This window comes from Kocuria varians (assembly GCF_006539885.1).
Lineage (GTDB): Bacteria > Actinomycetota > Actinomycetes > Actinomycetales > Micrococcaceae > Kocuria > Kocuria varians.
Genome location: NZ_BJNW01000002.1, coordinates 45738 through 62528 on the forward strand (window position 1 = coordinate 45738; position 16791 = coordinate 62528).

General features: G+C 71.4%; 12 protein-coding genes and 1 tRNA gene. 11 read left to right on the forward strand and 2 right to left on the reverse strand.

Going from position 1 to position 16791, the window contains the following annotated elements:
* Nucleotides 1-282 precede the first annotated feature (282 nt).
* Nucleotides 283-918 (reverse strand): uracil phosphoribosyltransferase, encoded by a 636-nt coding sequence (gene upp / locus KVA01_RS01430; protein ID WP_068469168.1) that lies wholly within the window; start codon nucleotides 916-918, stop codon nucleotides 283-285.
* 250 nt (nucleotides 919-1168) lie between these two features.
* Here upp and KVA01_RS01435 point away from each other — a divergent pair, with 250 nt between their 5' ends.
* From KVA01_RS01435 to KVA01_RS01455, 5 genes are all read left to right on the forward strand, one after another.
* A complete protein-coding gene (locus tag KVA01_RS01435) occupies nucleotides 1169-2074 on the forward strand; it encodes an ABC transporter ATP-binding protein (protein WP_141268622.1) in 906 nt (301 codons plus the stop codon).
* Nucleotides 2071-3354, forward strand: a complete 1284-nt coding sequence (locus KVA01_RS01440) for an ABC transporter permease (protein WP_068469164.1) — start codon at nucleotides 2071-2073, stop codon at nucleotides 3352-3354. Before KVA01_RS01435 ends, KVA01_RS01440 begins: the two co-directional genes overlap by 4 nt.
* A gap of 54 nt (nucleotides 3355-3408) precedes the next feature.
* Nucleotides 3409-4077, forward strand: coding sequence for a hypothetical protein (locus KVA01_RS01445; protein ID WP_068469162.1), 669 nt, complete (start codon nucleotides 3409-3411; stop codon nucleotides 4075-4077).
* 5 nt (nucleotides 4078-4082) lie between these two features.
* The gene (tadA, locus tag KVA01_RS01450; protein WP_068469161.1) at nucleotides 4083-4568 is read left to right on the forward strand and encodes a tRNA adenosine(34) deaminase TadA; all 486 of its coding nucleotides are present in this window, start codon (nucleotides 4083-4085) and stop codon (nucleotides 4566-4568) included.
* 212 nt (nucleotides 4569-4780) lie between these two features.
* Nucleotides 4781-4870: transfer RNA gene (locus tag KVA01_RS01455), tRNA-Ser, on the forward strand.
* 207 nt (nucleotides 4871-5077) lie between these two features.
* On the opposite strand, the gene KVA01_RS01460 is transcribed toward KVA01_RS01455, so the two are convergent.
* Nucleotides 5078-5530 carry an Lrp/AsnC family transcriptional regulator gene (locus tag KVA01_RS01460; protein WP_068469159.1) on the reverse strand — a complete coding sequence of 151 codons (453 nt, stop codon included), beginning with the start codon at nucleotides 5528-5530 and terminating at the stop codon, nucleotides 5078-5080.
* Nucleotides 5531-5627: 97 nt separating this feature from the next.
* On the opposite strand from KVA01_RS01460, the gene KVA01_RS01465 reads away from it, so the two are divergent.
* From KVA01_RS01465 to KVA01_RS01490, 6 genes are all read left to right on the forward strand, one after another.
* Nucleotides 5628-6266 (forward strand): LysE family translocator, encoded by a 639-nt coding sequence (locus KVA01_RS01465; protein WP_068469157.1) that lies wholly within the window; start codon nucleotides 5628-5630, stop codon nucleotides 6264-6266.
* Nucleotides 6267-6506: 240 nt separating this feature from the next.
* The gene (locus KVA01_RS01470; RefSeq protein WP_068469155.1) at nucleotides 6507-7331 is read left to right on the forward strand and encodes a thioesterase family protein; all 825 of its coding nucleotides are present in this window, start codon (nucleotides 6507-6509) and stop codon (nucleotides 7329-7331) included.
* A gap of 124 nt (nucleotides 7332-7455) precedes the next feature.
* Nucleotides 7456-7782 carry a 2Fe-2S iron-sulfur cluster-binding protein gene (locus KVA01_RS01475; RefSeq protein ID WP_068469153.1) on the forward strand — a complete coding sequence of 109 codons (327 nt, stop codon included), beginning with the start codon at nucleotides 7456-7458 and terminating at the stop codon, nucleotides 7780-7782.
* Between the two features lie 57 nt (nucleotides 7783-7839).
* Nucleotides 7840-10851 (forward strand): FAD-binding and (Fe-S)-binding domain-containing protein, encoded by a 3012-nt coding sequence (locus KVA01_RS01480; protein ID WP_068469151.1) that lies wholly within the window; start codon nucleotides 7840-7842, stop codon nucleotides 10849-10851.
* Between the two features lie 12 nt (nucleotides 10852-10863).
* Nucleotides 10864-11622, forward strand: a complete 759-nt coding sequence (locus KVA01_RS01485) for a DUF4232 domain-containing protein (RefSeq protein ID WP_068469149.1) — start codon at nucleotides 10864-10866, stop codon at nucleotides 11620-11622.
* Nucleotides 11612-16738 (forward strand): Lhr family helicase, encoded by a 5127-nt coding sequence (locus tag KVA01_RS01490; RefSeq protein WP_141268624.1) that lies wholly within the window; start codon nucleotides 11612-11614, stop codon nucleotides 16736-16738. Before KVA01_RS01485 ends, KVA01_RS01490 begins: the two co-directional genes overlap by 11 nt.
* Nucleotides 16739-16791: the final 53 nt, after the last annotated feature.

The window sequence follows — 16791 nt, forward strand, 5'->3', positions numbered from 1 at the left end:
AGTTCCCTGGAAAACGGCGTTACCTCATGGTTGACGACGCACGCCGGGACTGGCAAGTAATATATGCACTTTTTTCTCACAATGTGAGACAGAACACCGGGTCAGCGACCGATCGGTCGGAAATGGTTGCTTTCCCGGCCCCGGAGAGGATGAATCCGTGCCAAGATTCCGCGGGATTCCGCGGAACTCATGTGAGCGACAGAAAAATCACATCTGGAAGTGAATGTCAACCAAAAAGGCGGCGCAGCTCACACCGTTCACGCTGGGCGCAGGAGCGAGCGGTCAGTCGACCACGCCGTACAGGCGGTCACCTGCGTCCCCGAGGCCCGGGATGATGTAGGCGTTCTCGTCCAGGCGTTCGTCCACGGAAGCCAGCACCACGTTGACCTCGGCGTCCTCCAGCTCGCGGTTCAGGCGGTCGAGGCCCTCCGGGGCGGCGAGCAGGCACACGCACGTGATCTGCTCCGCGCCACGGCGGTAGAGGAACTTGATGGCCTCGCTCAGCGTGCCGCCGGTGGCGAGCATGGGGTCCAGCACGTAGACCTGGCGCCCGGTGAGGTCCTCCGGCAGCCGCTCGGCGTAGGTGATGATGTCCAGGGTGGCGTCGTCCCGCGCCATGCCCAGGAAACCGACCTCCGCCGTGGGGATCAGGCGGGTCATGCCCTCGAGCATGCCGAGCCCGGCGCGCAGGATCGGCACCACGAGCGGACGCGGGCGGGCCAGCGCCACGCCCTGCGTCTGCGCGACCGGGGTCTGCACGGTGACGGTCTCCACCCGGACGTCCCGCGTGGCCTCGTAGGCGAGGAGCGTGACGAGCTCCTCCACCAGCTGCCGGAACACGGGGGACGGGGTGGTCTTCTCGCGCAGCACGCTGAGCTTGTGGGCGACGAGGGGATGGTCCAAGACGGTGACTCGCATACCCCAGAATCTAGCAGTCACCCGCCGTGCCGGGCCGCCGCCCGCGGCCCTCGGGGCCCGGGCCGTCAGCACCGGGGACCACGCCGCCCACCCGGCCCCGCGCGCCCCTCTCCTTCCGCCGCGGCGAGATCACGAATTCATCACACGCCGGAAAAGCTCAGGCCCCCGGCGGCGCGCATACCTTATGGTCATAGAGTCACGCCGACGGCGTTCTGTGCCCCCCCCCAAACACGCGGAAGGAACACATCGCATGACAGTTCCGGTTCTCGAGACGGAGAACCTGGTCAAGATCTACGGCCGGGGAGAAACCAGGTTCGACGCGCTCAAGGGCATCAACCTGGAAATCGGCAAGGGCGAATCCCTCGCCATCGTGGGGAAGTCGGGGTCGGGAAAATCCACCCTGATGCACCTCCTCGCCCTGCTGGACGGGCCCACGCACGGCGTAGTGGCGCTGGAGGGCAGGCCCACCAACGACCTCGGTGCCAAGGAGCTCAACGAGCTGCGCAATTCCGCGTTCGGGTTCGTGTTCCAGCAGTTCTTTCTCACCCCTGGGCAGACGGTTCTGGAGAACGTCACCCTGCCCCTGAAGATCGCGGGTGTTCCGGCGGCGGAACGCAAACGCCGCGGTCTCGAGGCGCTGGACCAGCTGGAAATGGCGGACAAGGCGCAGAACAAGGCCACTGATCTTTCCGGCGGACAGAAGCAGCGCGTGGTGATTGCCCGTGCACTGATCAACAATCCCTCGGTCATCTTCGCGGACGAGCCCACGGGCAACCTGGACTCCGCGACCTCCCGCGTGGTGGAGGACATCCTGTTCGGGCTGAACCGCGAGAAGGGCATCACCCTGGTCATCGTCACGCACGACACGGACCTCGCCCGCCGTTGCCAGCGTCAGATCTACCTGGTGGACGGGCAGATCGTGCCGAACCCCGAGGAGGAGGCGGGCGACGTCGTCGACACCCCCGCCCGGCCCGAGGCCCGTGAGACCGCCGACCGCGGCGGCGTCACGGTGAAGGAGCCCGAGACGGGCGCGATCGTCACGCTGAGCCAGGCGGACCTCGCGGAGCTCGCGCGCGGTGCCCAGCGGCCGCCGCACACCGGCAAGCACGCCGCCGCCGACCCCCACACCCCCGAGCAGCCAGGAGCCACCGCGTGAAATTCATCGATCTGCTGCGCACGGCGATGGGCAACACGTTCCGGTCCAAGGCGCGCACCGTGCTGACCGTGATCGCGATCTTCATCGGCGCCTTCACGCTCACCCTGACCAGCGGCATCGGCACCGGTGTCAACAACTACATCGACAAGACCGTGGCCGCGTTCGGCAACCAGGACTCCCTGTTCGTGCAGAAGGTCTCCGAGCAGTCCGGCTCCGGCACCGGGCAGGGCGACGGCCCCACGGAGTACGACCCGGACCAGGCCAACGTGCAGACGGGCTTCGGCTCGATCAGCGGGCTCACGGACGCGGACATCGCCAAGATCGAGAAGATCGACGGCGTGGACTCCGTGGACCCCATGTACATGGTCACGCCCTCCTACCTCAAGGCCGGCAACGGGAAGAAGTACCAGCTCAGTCTGGGCTCCCCCTCCCAGGCGGACGGGCTGCAGCTCGACGCCGGGAAGACCCCCGCGCGCACCGCTGACGAGATCCTGCTGCCCGCCTCCTGGGTGGAGCCGCTGGGGCTGGGCTCCGCGCAGGACGCCGTGGGCAAGAAGCTGACGGTCGTGATGCGCAACGCCGCGGACCAGGAGAAGTCCTTCCCCGTGACCATCGCGGGCGTCTCGCAGGCCTCCCTGGCCGGTTCCGCCTCCAACCCCGTGCCCTCCCCGGACCTGAACAAGAAGCTCTACGAGTACCAGACCTCCGGCAGCCCCCGGGAGGTCCCCAACTCGTACTTCACCGCCACCGCGAACGTGGGGGACACCTCCAAGATGGGGGCCATCAAGTCCCAGCTCGCGGACGAGAACATGTCGGGGGTGACCGTGGAGGACCAGCTCGGCATGTTCCGCACCGTCATCAACGGCATCGTGTGGATCCTCAACTCCTTCGCGATCATCGCGCTGCTGGCCGCCGGCTTCGGCATCGTCAACACGCTGCTGATGTCCGTGCAGGAGCGCACCCGGGAGATCGGGCTCATGAAGGCCCTGGGGATGAGCGGTGGGAAGGTCTTCGGTCTGTTCTCGCTCGAGGCCATCTTCATCGGGTTCCTGGGCTCCGCGATCGGTGCGGCCGTGGGCGTGGCCGCCGGCAGCATCATCAGCGCCGCACTGTCCAACGGCCTGCTCTCCGGGCTGCCCGGGCTGAGCCTGTTCCTCTTCGACCCCCTCAAGACCTTGATCATCATTCTCGCGGTGATGTTCATCGCGTTCCTGGCCGGCACCATCCCCGCGATGCGCGCCGCACGCCAGGACCCCATCAACGCCCTCCGCTACGAGTAGTCACCCCCCAGTCATGCACCACCCCCTGCAGCACCCACAGAAAGGACGACCGTCATGAGCACACCCCCCAACGAACCCCAGGACCCTCGCCCCGAGGTCTCCGGCCAGCCCACCTCCGGTGAGCCCCGTCCGGCAGAGCCCCACGCCGTGGACGCCCCCGCTGCTCCCGGTCAGCAGTACGGCCAGGCCGGCGGCAAGTACGGCACCGCGGAGTACAACCCCGGGCAGTACACCGGAGCCGTGGAGCGGCCTTCGCTGCTCGACCGGTTGCTGAGGCTGACCATGATCTCGCTGGGCGTCTACGTGCTCAGTGGCATCGTGGGGCTGATCGCGGTCAACAGCATCGACTTCCACCAGCTCTACCGCGACATGGGGCTCAGCACCGAGATGGCCGACCAGGCCGCTGCGAGCCAGACCAGTGGTCTGAGCAGCACCCTCGGCTCGATCGTCTCGCTGGTCATCGGCATTGCGTTCTACGTGCTCGTCTGGAGCAACCTGAAGAAGGGCAAGAACTGGGCCCGCATCCTGGGCACGGTCTTCGCCGCCATCTCCATCGTGGGCGGTCTGTTCGGCCTCTTCGGCTCGTTCATCTACCCCGCGCCGTGGAACATCATCATGATCCTGCTGGTGGTCGTGAAGATCGTCGTGGACATCATCTGGATCGTCACCGCGTTCAAGGCTCCCAACACCGCCTGGTTCAAGCAGAACCAGGTCCAGCGCTGAGCCACATGGCGCTTCCGCACACCGCCAGGTCCATCCAGCTCTCGGGCTGGATGGACCTGGCTCTTTCCGAGGCCCGGCGAACGGTGGACGCCGGGGACGTGCCCATCGGTGCCGTCGTCCTCGATGCCGAGGGTCGGGTGATCGGGCGCGGGTACAACCGTCGGGAGGCCGACGGCGATCCCACCGCCCACGCCGAGGTCCTGGCCCTGCGCGAGGCCGCCGCGACGCTCGGCGAGTGGCGACTGGAAGGGTGCACCCTGGTGGTGACGCTGGAGCCGTGCGCCATGTGTGCCGGGGCGGTCGTGCTCTCCCGCATCCCCACGGTGGTCTTCGGCGCGTGGGACCCCAAGGCGGGAGCGTGCGGATCCGTGTTCGACATCGTGCGCGACCCGCGGCTCAACCACTGGGTGGACGTCACCGGCGGGGTGCGCGAGGAGGAGTGCGCGGCGCTGCTGCACGACTTCTTCCGGGCCCACCGCCCGCGGGCCTGACGCGGCGCGCGGACTCCGCGCACGACGTCGTGCCGGGGCTTCTCGCACGACGTCCTGCCGGGCCGCCCGCGCCGAGGGACGGGCCGCGCTGGGTCGGCTCGCACGACGTCATCACCGCGACCTGCGGCGGGACAGCCCGGTGCTGACGGCTCCCCGCGACGCGCGAGCCGGTTTGGAAGGGTTGCACCCCGGCCTGTAAAGTGCTGGGTGCTGGTGACGTGTCCGAGCGGCCGAAGGTGCATCACTCGAAATGATGTTTGGTGTCAAAGCCAACGTGGGTTCAAATCCCACCGTCACCGCCAGCGGCTGAGGCCCCCGATGATCCGGAAACCCGGAGCGCGGGGGCCTTCGTCATGCCCGCCGCTGCCTCGCATCTCCCGTGTGACATCTGAGGCGCGATCTGACTGCGGAGGGGGCCGTTCCGCGGTCAGAACGCGCCTGAGATGTTCCCGCTGCCGGGGGCGCTCCGGGTTCGCCCCTCCTGGAACCTCACGAGCGGCGGGCGACTCTCACACGGGGATCTCCCGGTCCGGGCCGATCCGCTTCATCACCAGCGTGGAGTTCAGCCGCTGCACCCCGGGCAGGCCGCTGAGCACAGTGTCGTAGAACTTCTGGTACGCCACCAGGTCCGGGACCAGCACCCGCAGCATGAAGTCCGGTTCGCCGAAGAGCCGCTCCGCCTCGATGATGCTGGGCGTCTGCTCCACCATGGCCTCGAAGCGGGCAATGACGGCGGGGCCGGTGTGCTCCATGCGCACGAACACGAGGGCCTCGAAGCCCAGTCCCACGGCCTCCGGATCCACCACCGCGCGGTAGCGCTGAATTGCCCCGGAACGCTCCAGCTCCTTGAGCCTCCGGTGGCACGAGGACAGGCTCAGCCCCACCCGCTGGGCGAGGTCCGTGGTGCTGATCCGACCGTCGCCCTGCAGCAGCGAAAGAATTTTCCTGTCCAGTGCATCCATGGCTGAAATTTTTGCACTGATGACCCGATTTTCCCCGAAAGACGCAAGCACATTTCGTCCGATGCCGCATAGTGTTTCGCCCGGAAAGGGGATTCACATGGATGTGACGCTGATGCTGCAGTTCTGGGTGCTGGGCTTCCTGCTGGTGCTGATACCGGGGCCGGACTGGGCCTGTGCGATCGGTGCGGGGCTGCGGGCGCGCTCGGCCACCCCGTCCGTGCTGGGGATGCTCTCCGGCTACGTGGTCGTGGTCTCCGTGGTGGCCGTGGGCCTGGGCGCCCTGGTGACCGAGTACCCGGTGGCACTGACCACCATGTCCCTCGTGGGAGCCGCGTACCTGCTGTACCTGGGCGCCACGACCCTCAGGACCCGGGCCAGCAGCGGCATCGGGGCCATCGCGACGGAGGCACCCGTGGGCAGTGGCGGCGGCTCCGCCGAGTTCTTCAAGGGCATGGGCGTGAGCACGCTCAACCCCAAGGGCCTGCTGCTCCTCATGGCCCTCCTCCCCCAGTTCGTGAGCCCGCACGGGTGGCTCTCCACCGGGCAGATGCTGGTGCTCGGCGGACTCCACGTCCTCAACTGCGCGGTCGTGTACTTCGCGGTGGCCCTGCTGTCCCGCAGGCTGCTGGGTTCGCACCCCGGGGCCAGCACGGTGATGACCCGGCTCGCCGGGGTCATGATGCTCGTGGTGGCGCTCGGGATCCTGGCGGAGAAGGCGGGCGAGCTGCTCGGCTGAGCGGCGTCGTCCCGGCCCAGGGATACCCGGCGCTTCGGTCACGGAGAGGTGGACCTGCATCACGGCGTCGTCCCCGCCCGGGGATACCCGGCGGTAGGAACGACGCCGGTGCGCCCTAGGATGTTGCGCGGACCACATTTTCCCGCGCGGTCCTCCGCGCCCGGGGGCGCACGCGCTCATGCGCACGGCCGAACCCGGGCCCTGCGACCGGGCGGGCACCGACGAGACGAGGAGCACCACATGAGCGACGAGCAGCAGCCCGCAGGCCACCTGGGGATCAACGGCGAGGACGTCCCGGCGGCGCACTACGTGCGCACGGGCGAGCACAGCTTCCGCACCACCGTGCACACGCAGGGGGCGTGGAGCCCGCTGGAGCAGCACATGGCGGCGTCGTCCGGGCTGCTGGTGCACGAGATCGAGCGCAACCACCCCCGCGAGGACATGCTGCCCGTGCGCTTCTCCTACGACATCCTGGGGTTCATCGCGGGCGGGGACATCGAGGTGCACACCCGCGTGCTGCGCCCCGGCAAGACCATCGAACTGGTCGAGGCGACCATGAGCAGCGGCGGCCGGGACTGCATCCGGCTGAGCATGTGGCGGCTGACGACGTCCGACACGAGCGACGTGGCCGGCGGCGAGATCGAGCCCATGACGCCCCTAGAGGACTGCGACCCGCTGGACATGTCCGAGGTCTGGAACGGCGGGTTCATCGCCTCGCTGGAGGGCCGTGTGGCCGGCACGCCGCGCCCGGGCAGCGGTGCGGGCTGGCTGCGGATCACCAACGCCGTGGTGGAGGGCGAGGAGTCCTCGAACACCGCGCGCTTCCTCAGCGCCGTGGACTCCGCCAACGGGATCGCCCCGCGCGCGGAGATCGGCCCGTGGGCGTTCCCCAACGTGGACCTGAGCATCCACATGTTCCGCGCCCCGGTCTCCGACTGGGTGGGCCTGGACGTGAACGTGGAGTTCGGCCCGGACGGGGTGGGTCTCACGCACTCCCAGCTCTTCGACGAGCAGGGCCCGATCGGCCGGGTGGCGCAGGCGCTGACCGTGCGCCGCATGGGCTGAACCGCCGCTGCGGGGCTCATCACACTTCGTCTCGCGATGGGGCCGGAATGGACGGCCAACCCTAGAATGGCCGCTAGATCCCACAAGATTCCGGACGGGGAAGCACCCCAGGAGGTCCCAGCACGTGAGCAGCATCCTGATCAATGTGATTGACCGCGAGGGCGAACGCACCGAGGGCGTGGAGTGGAAGGACCACGAGTCGCTCATGGAGTGCCTCACCCGCCACAAGTTCCCGATCCTCGCCACGTGCGGCGGCAACGCGTCCTGCTCCACGTGCCACTCGTACCTGGACCAGGAGTCCTTCGTGAAGACGGGCGGCACCAACGAGGAGGAGGAGGACCTCCTGGAGATGCTGGACGACACCCGCCACGACAACTCCCGCCTGACCTGCCAGGTGGAGTGGTCCGAGGACCTCGAGGGCGCGGAGATCGAGATCGCACCCGAGTGGTGACGCCCGTCCACTGAGACGCACTTGGACACGGCGCAGCCCCTGGGCGAAAGTGGGAGCATGACGACTCTCCGGGACGATCTCACCACCCGCGCGGCCTACGTCTCGGACGCCTCGATCTATCGCAGGCTGCCGGAGGCCGTGGCCGAGCCACGCTCCGTGGAGGAGGTCCGTGAGCTGCTCGCGACCGCGCGGGAGCACGGCTGGCCCGTGATCTCCCGCGGGGGTGGCACGTCCGTGGCCGGCAACGCGATCGGCGAGGGACTGGTGATCGACACCTCCCGGTACTTCCACCGCATTCTGGAGATCGACCCGCAGGCCCGCACCGCGCGGATCGAGCCGGGGGTGATCTGCGACCAGCTCCGGGACGCCGCCGCCGAGTTCGGCCTGACCTACGGCCCGGACCCCTCCACGCACTCCCGCTGCACCGTGGGCGGCATGGTCGCGAACAACGCGTGCGGTTCGCACTCGGTGGCGTGGGGCACGAGTGCCGCGAACCTCGTCTCGCTCACCGTCATGCTCGCCGACGGGCGCCTGGTCACCCTCGACGCCGGCGGCACCTCCGACCCCGCACTCACCTCGCAGCTGGAGCAGCTGCGCGACTCCCACCTGGCCATGCTGCGCACCGAGCTGGGCCAGTTCCCGCGCCAGGTCTCCGGCTACGGACTGCACTACCTGCTGCGCGAGAACGGCTTCGACACCGCCAAGGCGTTCGCCGGCTCCGAGGGCACGTGCGGGATCATCACCGAGCTCACCGTGAAGCTCGTCCCCAGGCCCGCGCACACTGCGCTGGCTGTGATGGGCTTCGAGGACGCCATCGCAGCGGCCACCGCTGCCCCGACGTTCCGGGTCCCCGGCGTCACGACCATCGAGGGCATGGGCTCGGACCTGCTGGAGGCCCTGCGCACCCGCCCCGGGCAGGAGAACGCCGGAGGGGAGCTGCCCCGCGGTGGCGGCTGGCTCTACTGCGAGGTCGCCGGGGACACTCCCGAGGCCGCGTTCGAGGCCGCCCGCGAGCTTCCCGCCCTGGCCCGGGACGCAGTGGTGGATGCGGTGGTGGTGGGCGACCCCGTGCAGGCCCGCGCCCTGTGGCACATCCGCGAGGCCGGCGCGGGCATCGTGACCCGGCTGCCGGACGGTGGCGAGGCGTGGCCCGGCTGGGAAGACTCAGCGGTTCCCCCGGCGCGGCTCGGCGAGTACCTGGGCGACCTCTACGCCCTGCTGGACGAGATGGGGCTGCGCGGCATTCCCTTCGGGCACTTCGGCGAGGGCTGCGTGCACATCCGCATCTCCTTCGACTTCAACACGGAGGCGGGGGTCGCGCAGTACCGGGAGTTCATCGAGCGCGCCGCGGAACTCGTGCACCGCTACGGCGGCTCCGTCTCCGGCGAGCACGGGGACGGCCGTGCCCGCTCCGAGCTGCTGGGCACCATCTACACCCCGGAGGCACTGGAGGCCTTCGCCCGCTTCAAGCGGATCTTCGACCCGGGCGACGTCTTCAACCCGGGCGTGCTCGTGGACCCGGAGCCCCTGGACCGTGGCATCCGCCCCGGACCGGGTGCCCGGACCTTCGACCTCACGCCCGTGCACGCGTTCTCCGGCGACGGCGGCTCGTTCGGCCAGGCCGTCAACCGCTGCGTGGGCGTGGGCGCGTGCCGCTCGGACACCGGTGCCATGTGCCCCTCCTTCCACGCGACCGGGGACGAGGTGCACTCGACCCGCGGCCGCATGCGCTCCCTCGCGGAGATGCTGCGCGGGGAGCACATCACGGACGGCTGGAAGTCCAAGGAGACCTACGAGGCCCTGGACCTGTGCCTGTCCTGCAAGGCGTGCGCCACCGAGTGCCCCGTGAACGTGGACATGGCCACCTACAAGGCCGAGTTCCTGCACCACCACTTCCGGCAGGGCCTGACCTCCTTCGTGGGCCGCGACCGCCGGCCCATGGCGCACCTGACCATGGGGTGGATGCCGCTGCTCATGCGGATCGCCACCGCGGTGCCCGGCTCGCTGCGCGCGGTGAACTTCCTGGAGCGCTTCGGCCCGGTGGAGGCCCTGACCAAGAAGCTCGGCGGGATCGAGCCGCGCCGCAGCATGATCCGCTTCAACGACATCCCCCTGACCTCGTGGTTCCGTTCCCGCCCCGGGTACGACGACGCCGCGGCCGGTCCGCGCCCCGCGTCCGACCTCCCCGGCTCCCCCGGATCCGGCTCCCGCGGTCTCGGGCAGCGCGGCCTCGCGGCGGGACGCGCCCTGCGCCGCGGTCTCCGCGCGGCCACGGGGGCTGCGCGCGAAGGCGAGCGGGCGGCATCGTCGTCGTCGGCGAAGCAGCGGCCCTCCGTGGTGCTGTGGCCGGACACGTTCACCAACTTCTCCGCGGACGGGCCCGGCAAGGCCGCCGTGGAGGTGCTGGAGGCCATGGGCTACCGTGTGCTGATGCCCATGGGCAGCGTGTGCTGCGGGCTGACCTGGCACTCCACGGGCCAGCTGGACATGACCCGCCGAACCCTGCGGCAGACCCTGGACGTGATGGCGCCGCTAATCGAGGCGGGGTACCCGATCATCGGGCTGGAGCCCTCGTGCACGGTCATGCTGCAGCACGAGATCACCGAGCTGCTGCCGGAGGACCCCCGGGCCCACGCGGTGCGCGGACTCACGGTGACCCTGGGCGAGTTCGCCGCGAAGCACTTGGAGGCCGGCGGCGACTGGCCGTTCGACACGCTCGAGACGCAGTCCGGGCCCGGGACGGCGGTGTGCCAGGTGCACTGCCACGAGAAGGCGCAGGGCAACTACGATCCCGCGCTGAAGGTGCTCGGCGAGCTCGGCGTGGACACCGCCGTGGTGGGTGGCGGGTGCTGCGGGCTGGCCGGGAACTGGGGCTTCGAGCCGGGGCACTACGAGGTCTCGCAACGCCTCGGCGAGCGCAACCTGTTCCCCATGATCCGCTCGGCGCAGCCCGGGACGATCGTGCTCGCGGACGGTTTCTCGTGCCGCACGCAGATCGCGCAGGGCACGGACGCGGAAGGAGTTCACCTGGCACAGGTGATGCGCGCCGCATTGCGGGCCGAAAAGTAGGACACTGTTGCCATGAACACCACCTCGCCCACCCCCAGGGGCACCCGAACCGCCACCCGTCCGCTGCTCACCGCCGCCGCGCTGAGCGCCCTGCTGCTGCTCTCGGCCTGCGGCTCCTCGGACGACACGGCGAACGACGAAGCGAGCGGGACGGCGTCCGGTTCGCCGTCGGCGTCGTCGTCCGCCTCCCCGAGCTCGTCCGCGACCTCGGCCTCCCCCACTCCGTCCTCGTCCGAGAAGACCGCGCAGGCCGCCGAGGCCTCCAAGGCCGAGCCGAAGGAGACCCGCAAGGCCTCCGCACCGGAGGCGGGCATGCCCTCGGCGAGCCCGTTCGACAAGGAGAAGGCGGACGCCCAGGCCGCAGGCGTGTGCAACCCGTCCCAGCTCAGCGGCTCTGCGGCCCCCGAGCAGGGCGCGGCCGGGCACACCATCGTCTCCCTGACCCTGACCAACACCGGTTCCACCCCCTGCACGCTCGACGGCTACGCGGGCGTCTCCTTCACGGACGCCAACGGCGCGCCCGTGGGCGCCCCGGCCTCCCGCGAGGGCGCGGGCCCCGGTGCGGTGACGCTGCAGCCGGGCGCCTCCGCGAGTGCGGGACTGAGCATCACCCAGCCCGGCGTGATCGGGCAGGTCTGCAACCCGCAGGCCGTCACGGGGCTGCGCGTGTACCCGCCGGGCAGCTACGACTCGCTGGTGGTCTCCTACCCCGTGCAGGCGTGCGGCAACCCCAAGGTCTCCCAGCTGCAGGTCACGGCGTTTGGCGCCTGATCCCGTCCTGGGGCTCTTCTCCCCCGCGACCGCGCAGTGGTTCGACGCCGCGTTCGGCGCTCCCACGGCCGCCCAGCGCGGCGCGTGGGAGGCCGTCTCGGCGGGCCGCCACGCGCTCGTGGTGGCCCCCACGGGGTCCGGCAAGACCCTCGCGGCGTTCCTGTGGTCGATCGACCGGCTGCTCTCCGCCAAGGGTGCCGTTCCCGCTGAGGGGGACGACGACGCCCTCCCGGACGAGGACCGCACCACCGTCCTCTACATCTCCCCCCTCAAGGCGCTCGGCGTGGACGTCGAGCGCAACCTGCGCGCCCCGCTGATCGGCATCACCCAGGCGGTGAAAGCGGCGGGAGGCAACCCTCCGGAGATCTCCGTGGGGGTCCGCTCCGGCGACACCCCGCAGGCGATCCGCCGTGCGCTGCTGGCCCACCCACCGGACATCCTCATCACCACCCCGGAATCCCTGTACCTCATGCTCACGTCCAAGGCGCGGGAGACGCTGCGGCACGTGAAGACCGTGATCATCGACGAGGTCCACGCGGTGGCCGGGACCAAGCGCGGCGCGCACCTGGCCGTGAGCCTCGAGCGCCTCGACGACCTGCTGCCGGAGCCCGCCCAGCGGATCGGGCTCTCCGCGACCGTGGAGCCGGTGGACACCGTGGCCGGGTTCCTGGGCGGCTCGCAGCCCGTGGACGTCGTGCGCCCACCCTCCGAGAAGACGTGGGACCTGACCGTCTCCGTGCCCATCCCGGACATGACCGTGCTGGGCGGGGCGGCGGCGTCGCCGTCGTCGGACGGCTCCGGGACGCTGGACGGGAACCTGGACGCCTCCGACTACCAGGCCACCGCGTCCATCTGGCCGCACGTGGAGGAGCGGATCGTGGACCTCGTGGAGGCGCACCGCTCCACGATCGTCTTCGCCAACTCGCGCGGTCTCGCGGAGAAGCTGACGGCCCGGCTCAACGAGATCCACGAGTTCCGCACGGAGAACGCCCAGCCCGGGCCCGGCGGGGACCGGGAGCCCATCGCGGTGGGCGACGCCCTGGGCGAGTTCCTCACGCGCGGTGCCGCGGACGGTGAGGACCGGGACCAGGACCGCGCGGGCATCGCCAAGCCCGCCGGGATCGCGCGGCAGACCAACCGCTACGAGGGCACCTCCCCCGTGCTCGCGCGCGCCCACCACGGCTCGGTGTCCAAGGACCAGCGCAGCCTGATCGAGGAGGACCTCAAGACCGGGCGGCTGCGGTGCGTGGTGGCGACCTCCTCGCTGGAGCTCGGCATCGACATGGGCCACGTGGACCTGGTGGTGCAGATCGAGGCGCCGTTCTCGGCGTCGTCCGGGCTGCAGCGCGTGGGCCGCGCCGGGCACCAGGTGGGCGAGGTCTCCGTGGGCCGGATCTACCCCAAGCACCGCGGGGACGTGCGGGACGCCGCGGTGATCGCGGAGCAGATGCTCGCCGGGCGCCTGGAGCCGCTGTCCGTGCCCGCGAACCCCCTGGACATCCTGGCCCAGCAGACGGTCTCCGCCGTGGCCGCGGAGGACGTCGATGTGGAGGCCTGGTACGACACCGTGCGTCGCAGCGCCCCCTTCCGGTCCCTGCCGCGCTCAGCGTACGACGCCGTGCTGGACCTGCTCGCCGGGCGCTACCCCTCGGACGAGTTCGCCCAGCTGCGCCCGCGGCTCGTGTGGGACCGCGAGACCGGGACCCTGCAGGCCCGCCCGGGCGCCCTGCGGCTCGCCGTGACGAGCGGCGGCACCATCCCGGACCGCGGCCTGTTCCCCGTGTTCCTCGTGGGCGGGCAGGAGAGCAGCTCTCCCAAGCGCGTGGGGGAACTGGACGAGGAGATGGTCTACGAGTCCCGCGTGGGGGACGTGATCGCGCTGGGTGCCTCCAGCTGGCGGATCGAGGACATCACGCACGACCGCGTGGTCGTGGCACCGGCCCCCGGCGTTCCCGGCAAGCTGCCGTTCTGGCACGGGGACGGGCTGGGCCGGCCCGTGGAGCTCGGGCGCGCCGTGGGCCGCTTCACGCGCGAGCTCGCCGGCGCCCCGGACGGCGAGGCCCGCGAGCGCCTGGCCGTCGCCGGGCTGGACGAGTGGGCGCAGGACAACCTGCTGGCCTACCTCGGGGAGCAGCGCGAGGCCACGGAGCACGTGCCGGACGACCGCACCCTGATGGTCGAACGGTTCCGGGACGAGCTCGGGGACTGGCGCGTGGTGCTGCACAGCCCGTTCGGCACCCCGGTCCACGGCCCGTGGGCGCTGGCCGTGCGGGCCCGGCTGGACGAGCGCTGGGGCCTGGACGCCTCCGCCCAGGCGGCGGACGACGGCATCGTGCTGCGCGTGCCCGCCACGGACGAGGAGCCCCCGGGAGCTGAGCTGTTCCTCTTCGACCCGGACGAGCTCGAGCGCACCGTGACCGAGGAGGTGGGCGGTTCCGCGCTGTTCGCCTCGCGGTTCCGGGAGAACGCGGCGCGCGCCCTGCTGCTCCCGCGAGCGGACCCCGGCAAGCGCACACCCCTGTGGCAGCAGCGCCAGCGCTCGGCCCAGCTGCTGGACGTGGCCCGGAAGTACCCGCAGTTCCCCGTGATCCTCGAGACCGTGCGCGAGTGTCTGCAGGACGTCTACGACGTGCCCGCTCTGCTCCAGCTGCAGCGTGACCTGGCCGGCCGGAAGCTGCGGATGGTCGAGACCACCACGGACTCCCCCTCCCCCTTCGCGCGCACCCTGCTCTTCGGGTACGTGGCCCAGTTCCTCTACGAGGGCGACTCCCCCCTGGCCGAGCGCAAGGCCGCCGCGCTGTCCCTGGATCCCGCGCTGCTCAACGAGCTGCTGGGCCGCGCCGAGCTGCGCGAGCTGCTGGATCCCCAGGTCGTCGAGACCACGGCGCTGCAGCTGCAGCGCCTCGCCCCGGACCGCAGGCTGCGCGGGGTGGAGGGCGCGGCGGACCTGCTGCGCCTGCTCGGACCCATGACCGCCGACGACGCCGCGCTGCGCCTGCGCGCGGAGGGGCCCGTTCCGGAGGCTTCACCCGCCCAGGGTGCTGACGGCGCGGCGCCGGGAACCGTCACCGGCGCGGTCTCCGCGCTCGCCCCGGCGCACGCCGCGGACGCCGCGAGCGCCGCGAGCGCCACGGCCGCCGCCGCGGAGGGGACCGAGGGGCACCCCGGCGAGGCGGCGTCGTCGTCCGGTCCTGCGGGGGAGGCGGACACGGACCCGGCCTACCGCGTCATCTCCCCGGCCGCGGCCCGCGCGCTGCTGGACGAGCTCGTGGCGAGCAACCGCGCGATCGTGCTGCGCATGGGCGGGCGCGAGGTGTACTGCGCGGTCGAGGACGCCGCCCGGATGCGGGACGCCCTCGGGCAGCCGCTGCCCATGGGGGTGCCGCTCGCGTTCCTGGAGCCCGTCGCGGATCCGGTGGGCGACCTCGTCTCCCGGTACGCGCGCACGCACGGGCCGTTCAGCGTGGCCGAGGCGGCGCAGGCCCTGGGGCTGGGACCCGCCGTGGTCGAGTCCGCGCTGCGGGGGCTCGCCAAGCAGCGCCGCGTGAGCGAGGGGGCGTTCCGCCCGAGCGAAGACCCGGCGGCGGCGGAGTCCGAGTGGTGCGAGATCGAGGTGCTGCGGACACTGCGGCGCCGTTCGCTCGCCGCCCTGCGCTCCGACGTGGAGCCCGTGGACCCGCAGGCCTACGCATCCTTCCTACCGGCGTGGCAGCACGCGGTGAAGGGGCACCAGCTGCGCGGGCTCGACGGCGTGCTGACCGTGGTGGACCAGCTCGCCGGGGTGCCCGTGCCGGCGTCCGCGTGGGAGCCGCTCGTGCTCGCGCAGCGCGTGGTGGACTACCGCCCGGCCATGCTCGACGAGCTCATGGCCACCGGCGAGGTGCTCTTCTCCGGCGCGGGATCACTCGGCGGCGAGGACGGCTGGGTGGCGTTCCACCTGGCCGAGGCGGCGGAGCTGTCCCTGCCGCCGGTCGGGCAGCTGGAGGCCGCGGCGGAGGCGCTGGACTCGGCGCTCGAACGGGAGCTGCTGGCCGTGCTGCGCCGGGGCGGGGCGTACTTCGCGTGGCAGCTCGTGCAGCCGCTCGCGGAGTCCGGCCTCGCCGCGGACATGCCCGCGCTGCGCACGGCGCTGTGGAACCTGCTGTGGGCCGGACTGATCACCAACGACACGTACGCGCCCGTGCGCGCGCTGATCTCCGGCGGGCACTCGGCGCACAAGACGCCCAAGCGCCCGGGGCGGTCCCGCGCGGCGGGGCGCCGGGGAGCGGCTCGGCTGCGCGCCGTCGGCCGGGGTGCCGCGGGGTTCTCTTCCGGTGCCGCTGGTTCCGACCCCGGCTTCTCCACCGGGGACGACGCCGCCGGTTCACGCGTGGTGCGCGCCGCCGGGGGTGGCGAGGAGCGAGCGACCGCGGGGCGCTGGTCCGTGCTGCGCCCCGAACCGCTCAACCCCACCGTGCGCGCCCAGGCGCAGGCGGAGCTGCTGCTGGACCGCTACGGCGTGCTCACGCGGGGTCCGGTGGTCGTGGAGGACGTCCCCGGCGGTTTCGCCACGGTCTACAAGGTGCTGCGTGCGCTCGAGGACGCCGGGCGGGCGCGGCGCGGCTACTTCATCGAGGGTCTCGGGGCGGCGCAGTTCGCGCAACCGGCAACGGTTGACGTGCTGCGCAGCTTCACGGACGACGACGACGCCCGCCAGGCCGAGCCGCAGGTCCTCGCGCTCGCGGCCACGGACCCCGCCAACCCGTACGGCGCCGCGCTGGAGTGGCCGGAGGCGGTGGTGCTGGAGTCCAGTACGAAGCACCGGCCGGGGCGCAAGGCGGGGGCGGTCGTGGTCCTGGTGGACGGGGCACTCGCCCTGTACCTGGAGCGCGGCGGCAAGACGGCTCTCGCGTTCGTCTCCGACCCCGGACCGTTGCACCTCGCCGCCGAGGCCGTGGCCGGTCTCGTGCAGCGCCGGGCGGTGGACTCGCTCGTGGTGGAGAAGGTCAACGGGGAGTCGGTGCTCTCCTCGGAGGAACTCGTCACCGCGGTGCGGGAGGGGCTGCTGGACGGCGGCTTCTACCAGACTCCGAAGGGCGTGCGGATGCGGGCGCCGGTGGGTGGAAGCAGGTCCTGACGGCCGCGGGCGCGATCTGGGCGTGCTGGACGCGGCCGACCGCAACCGCGCTA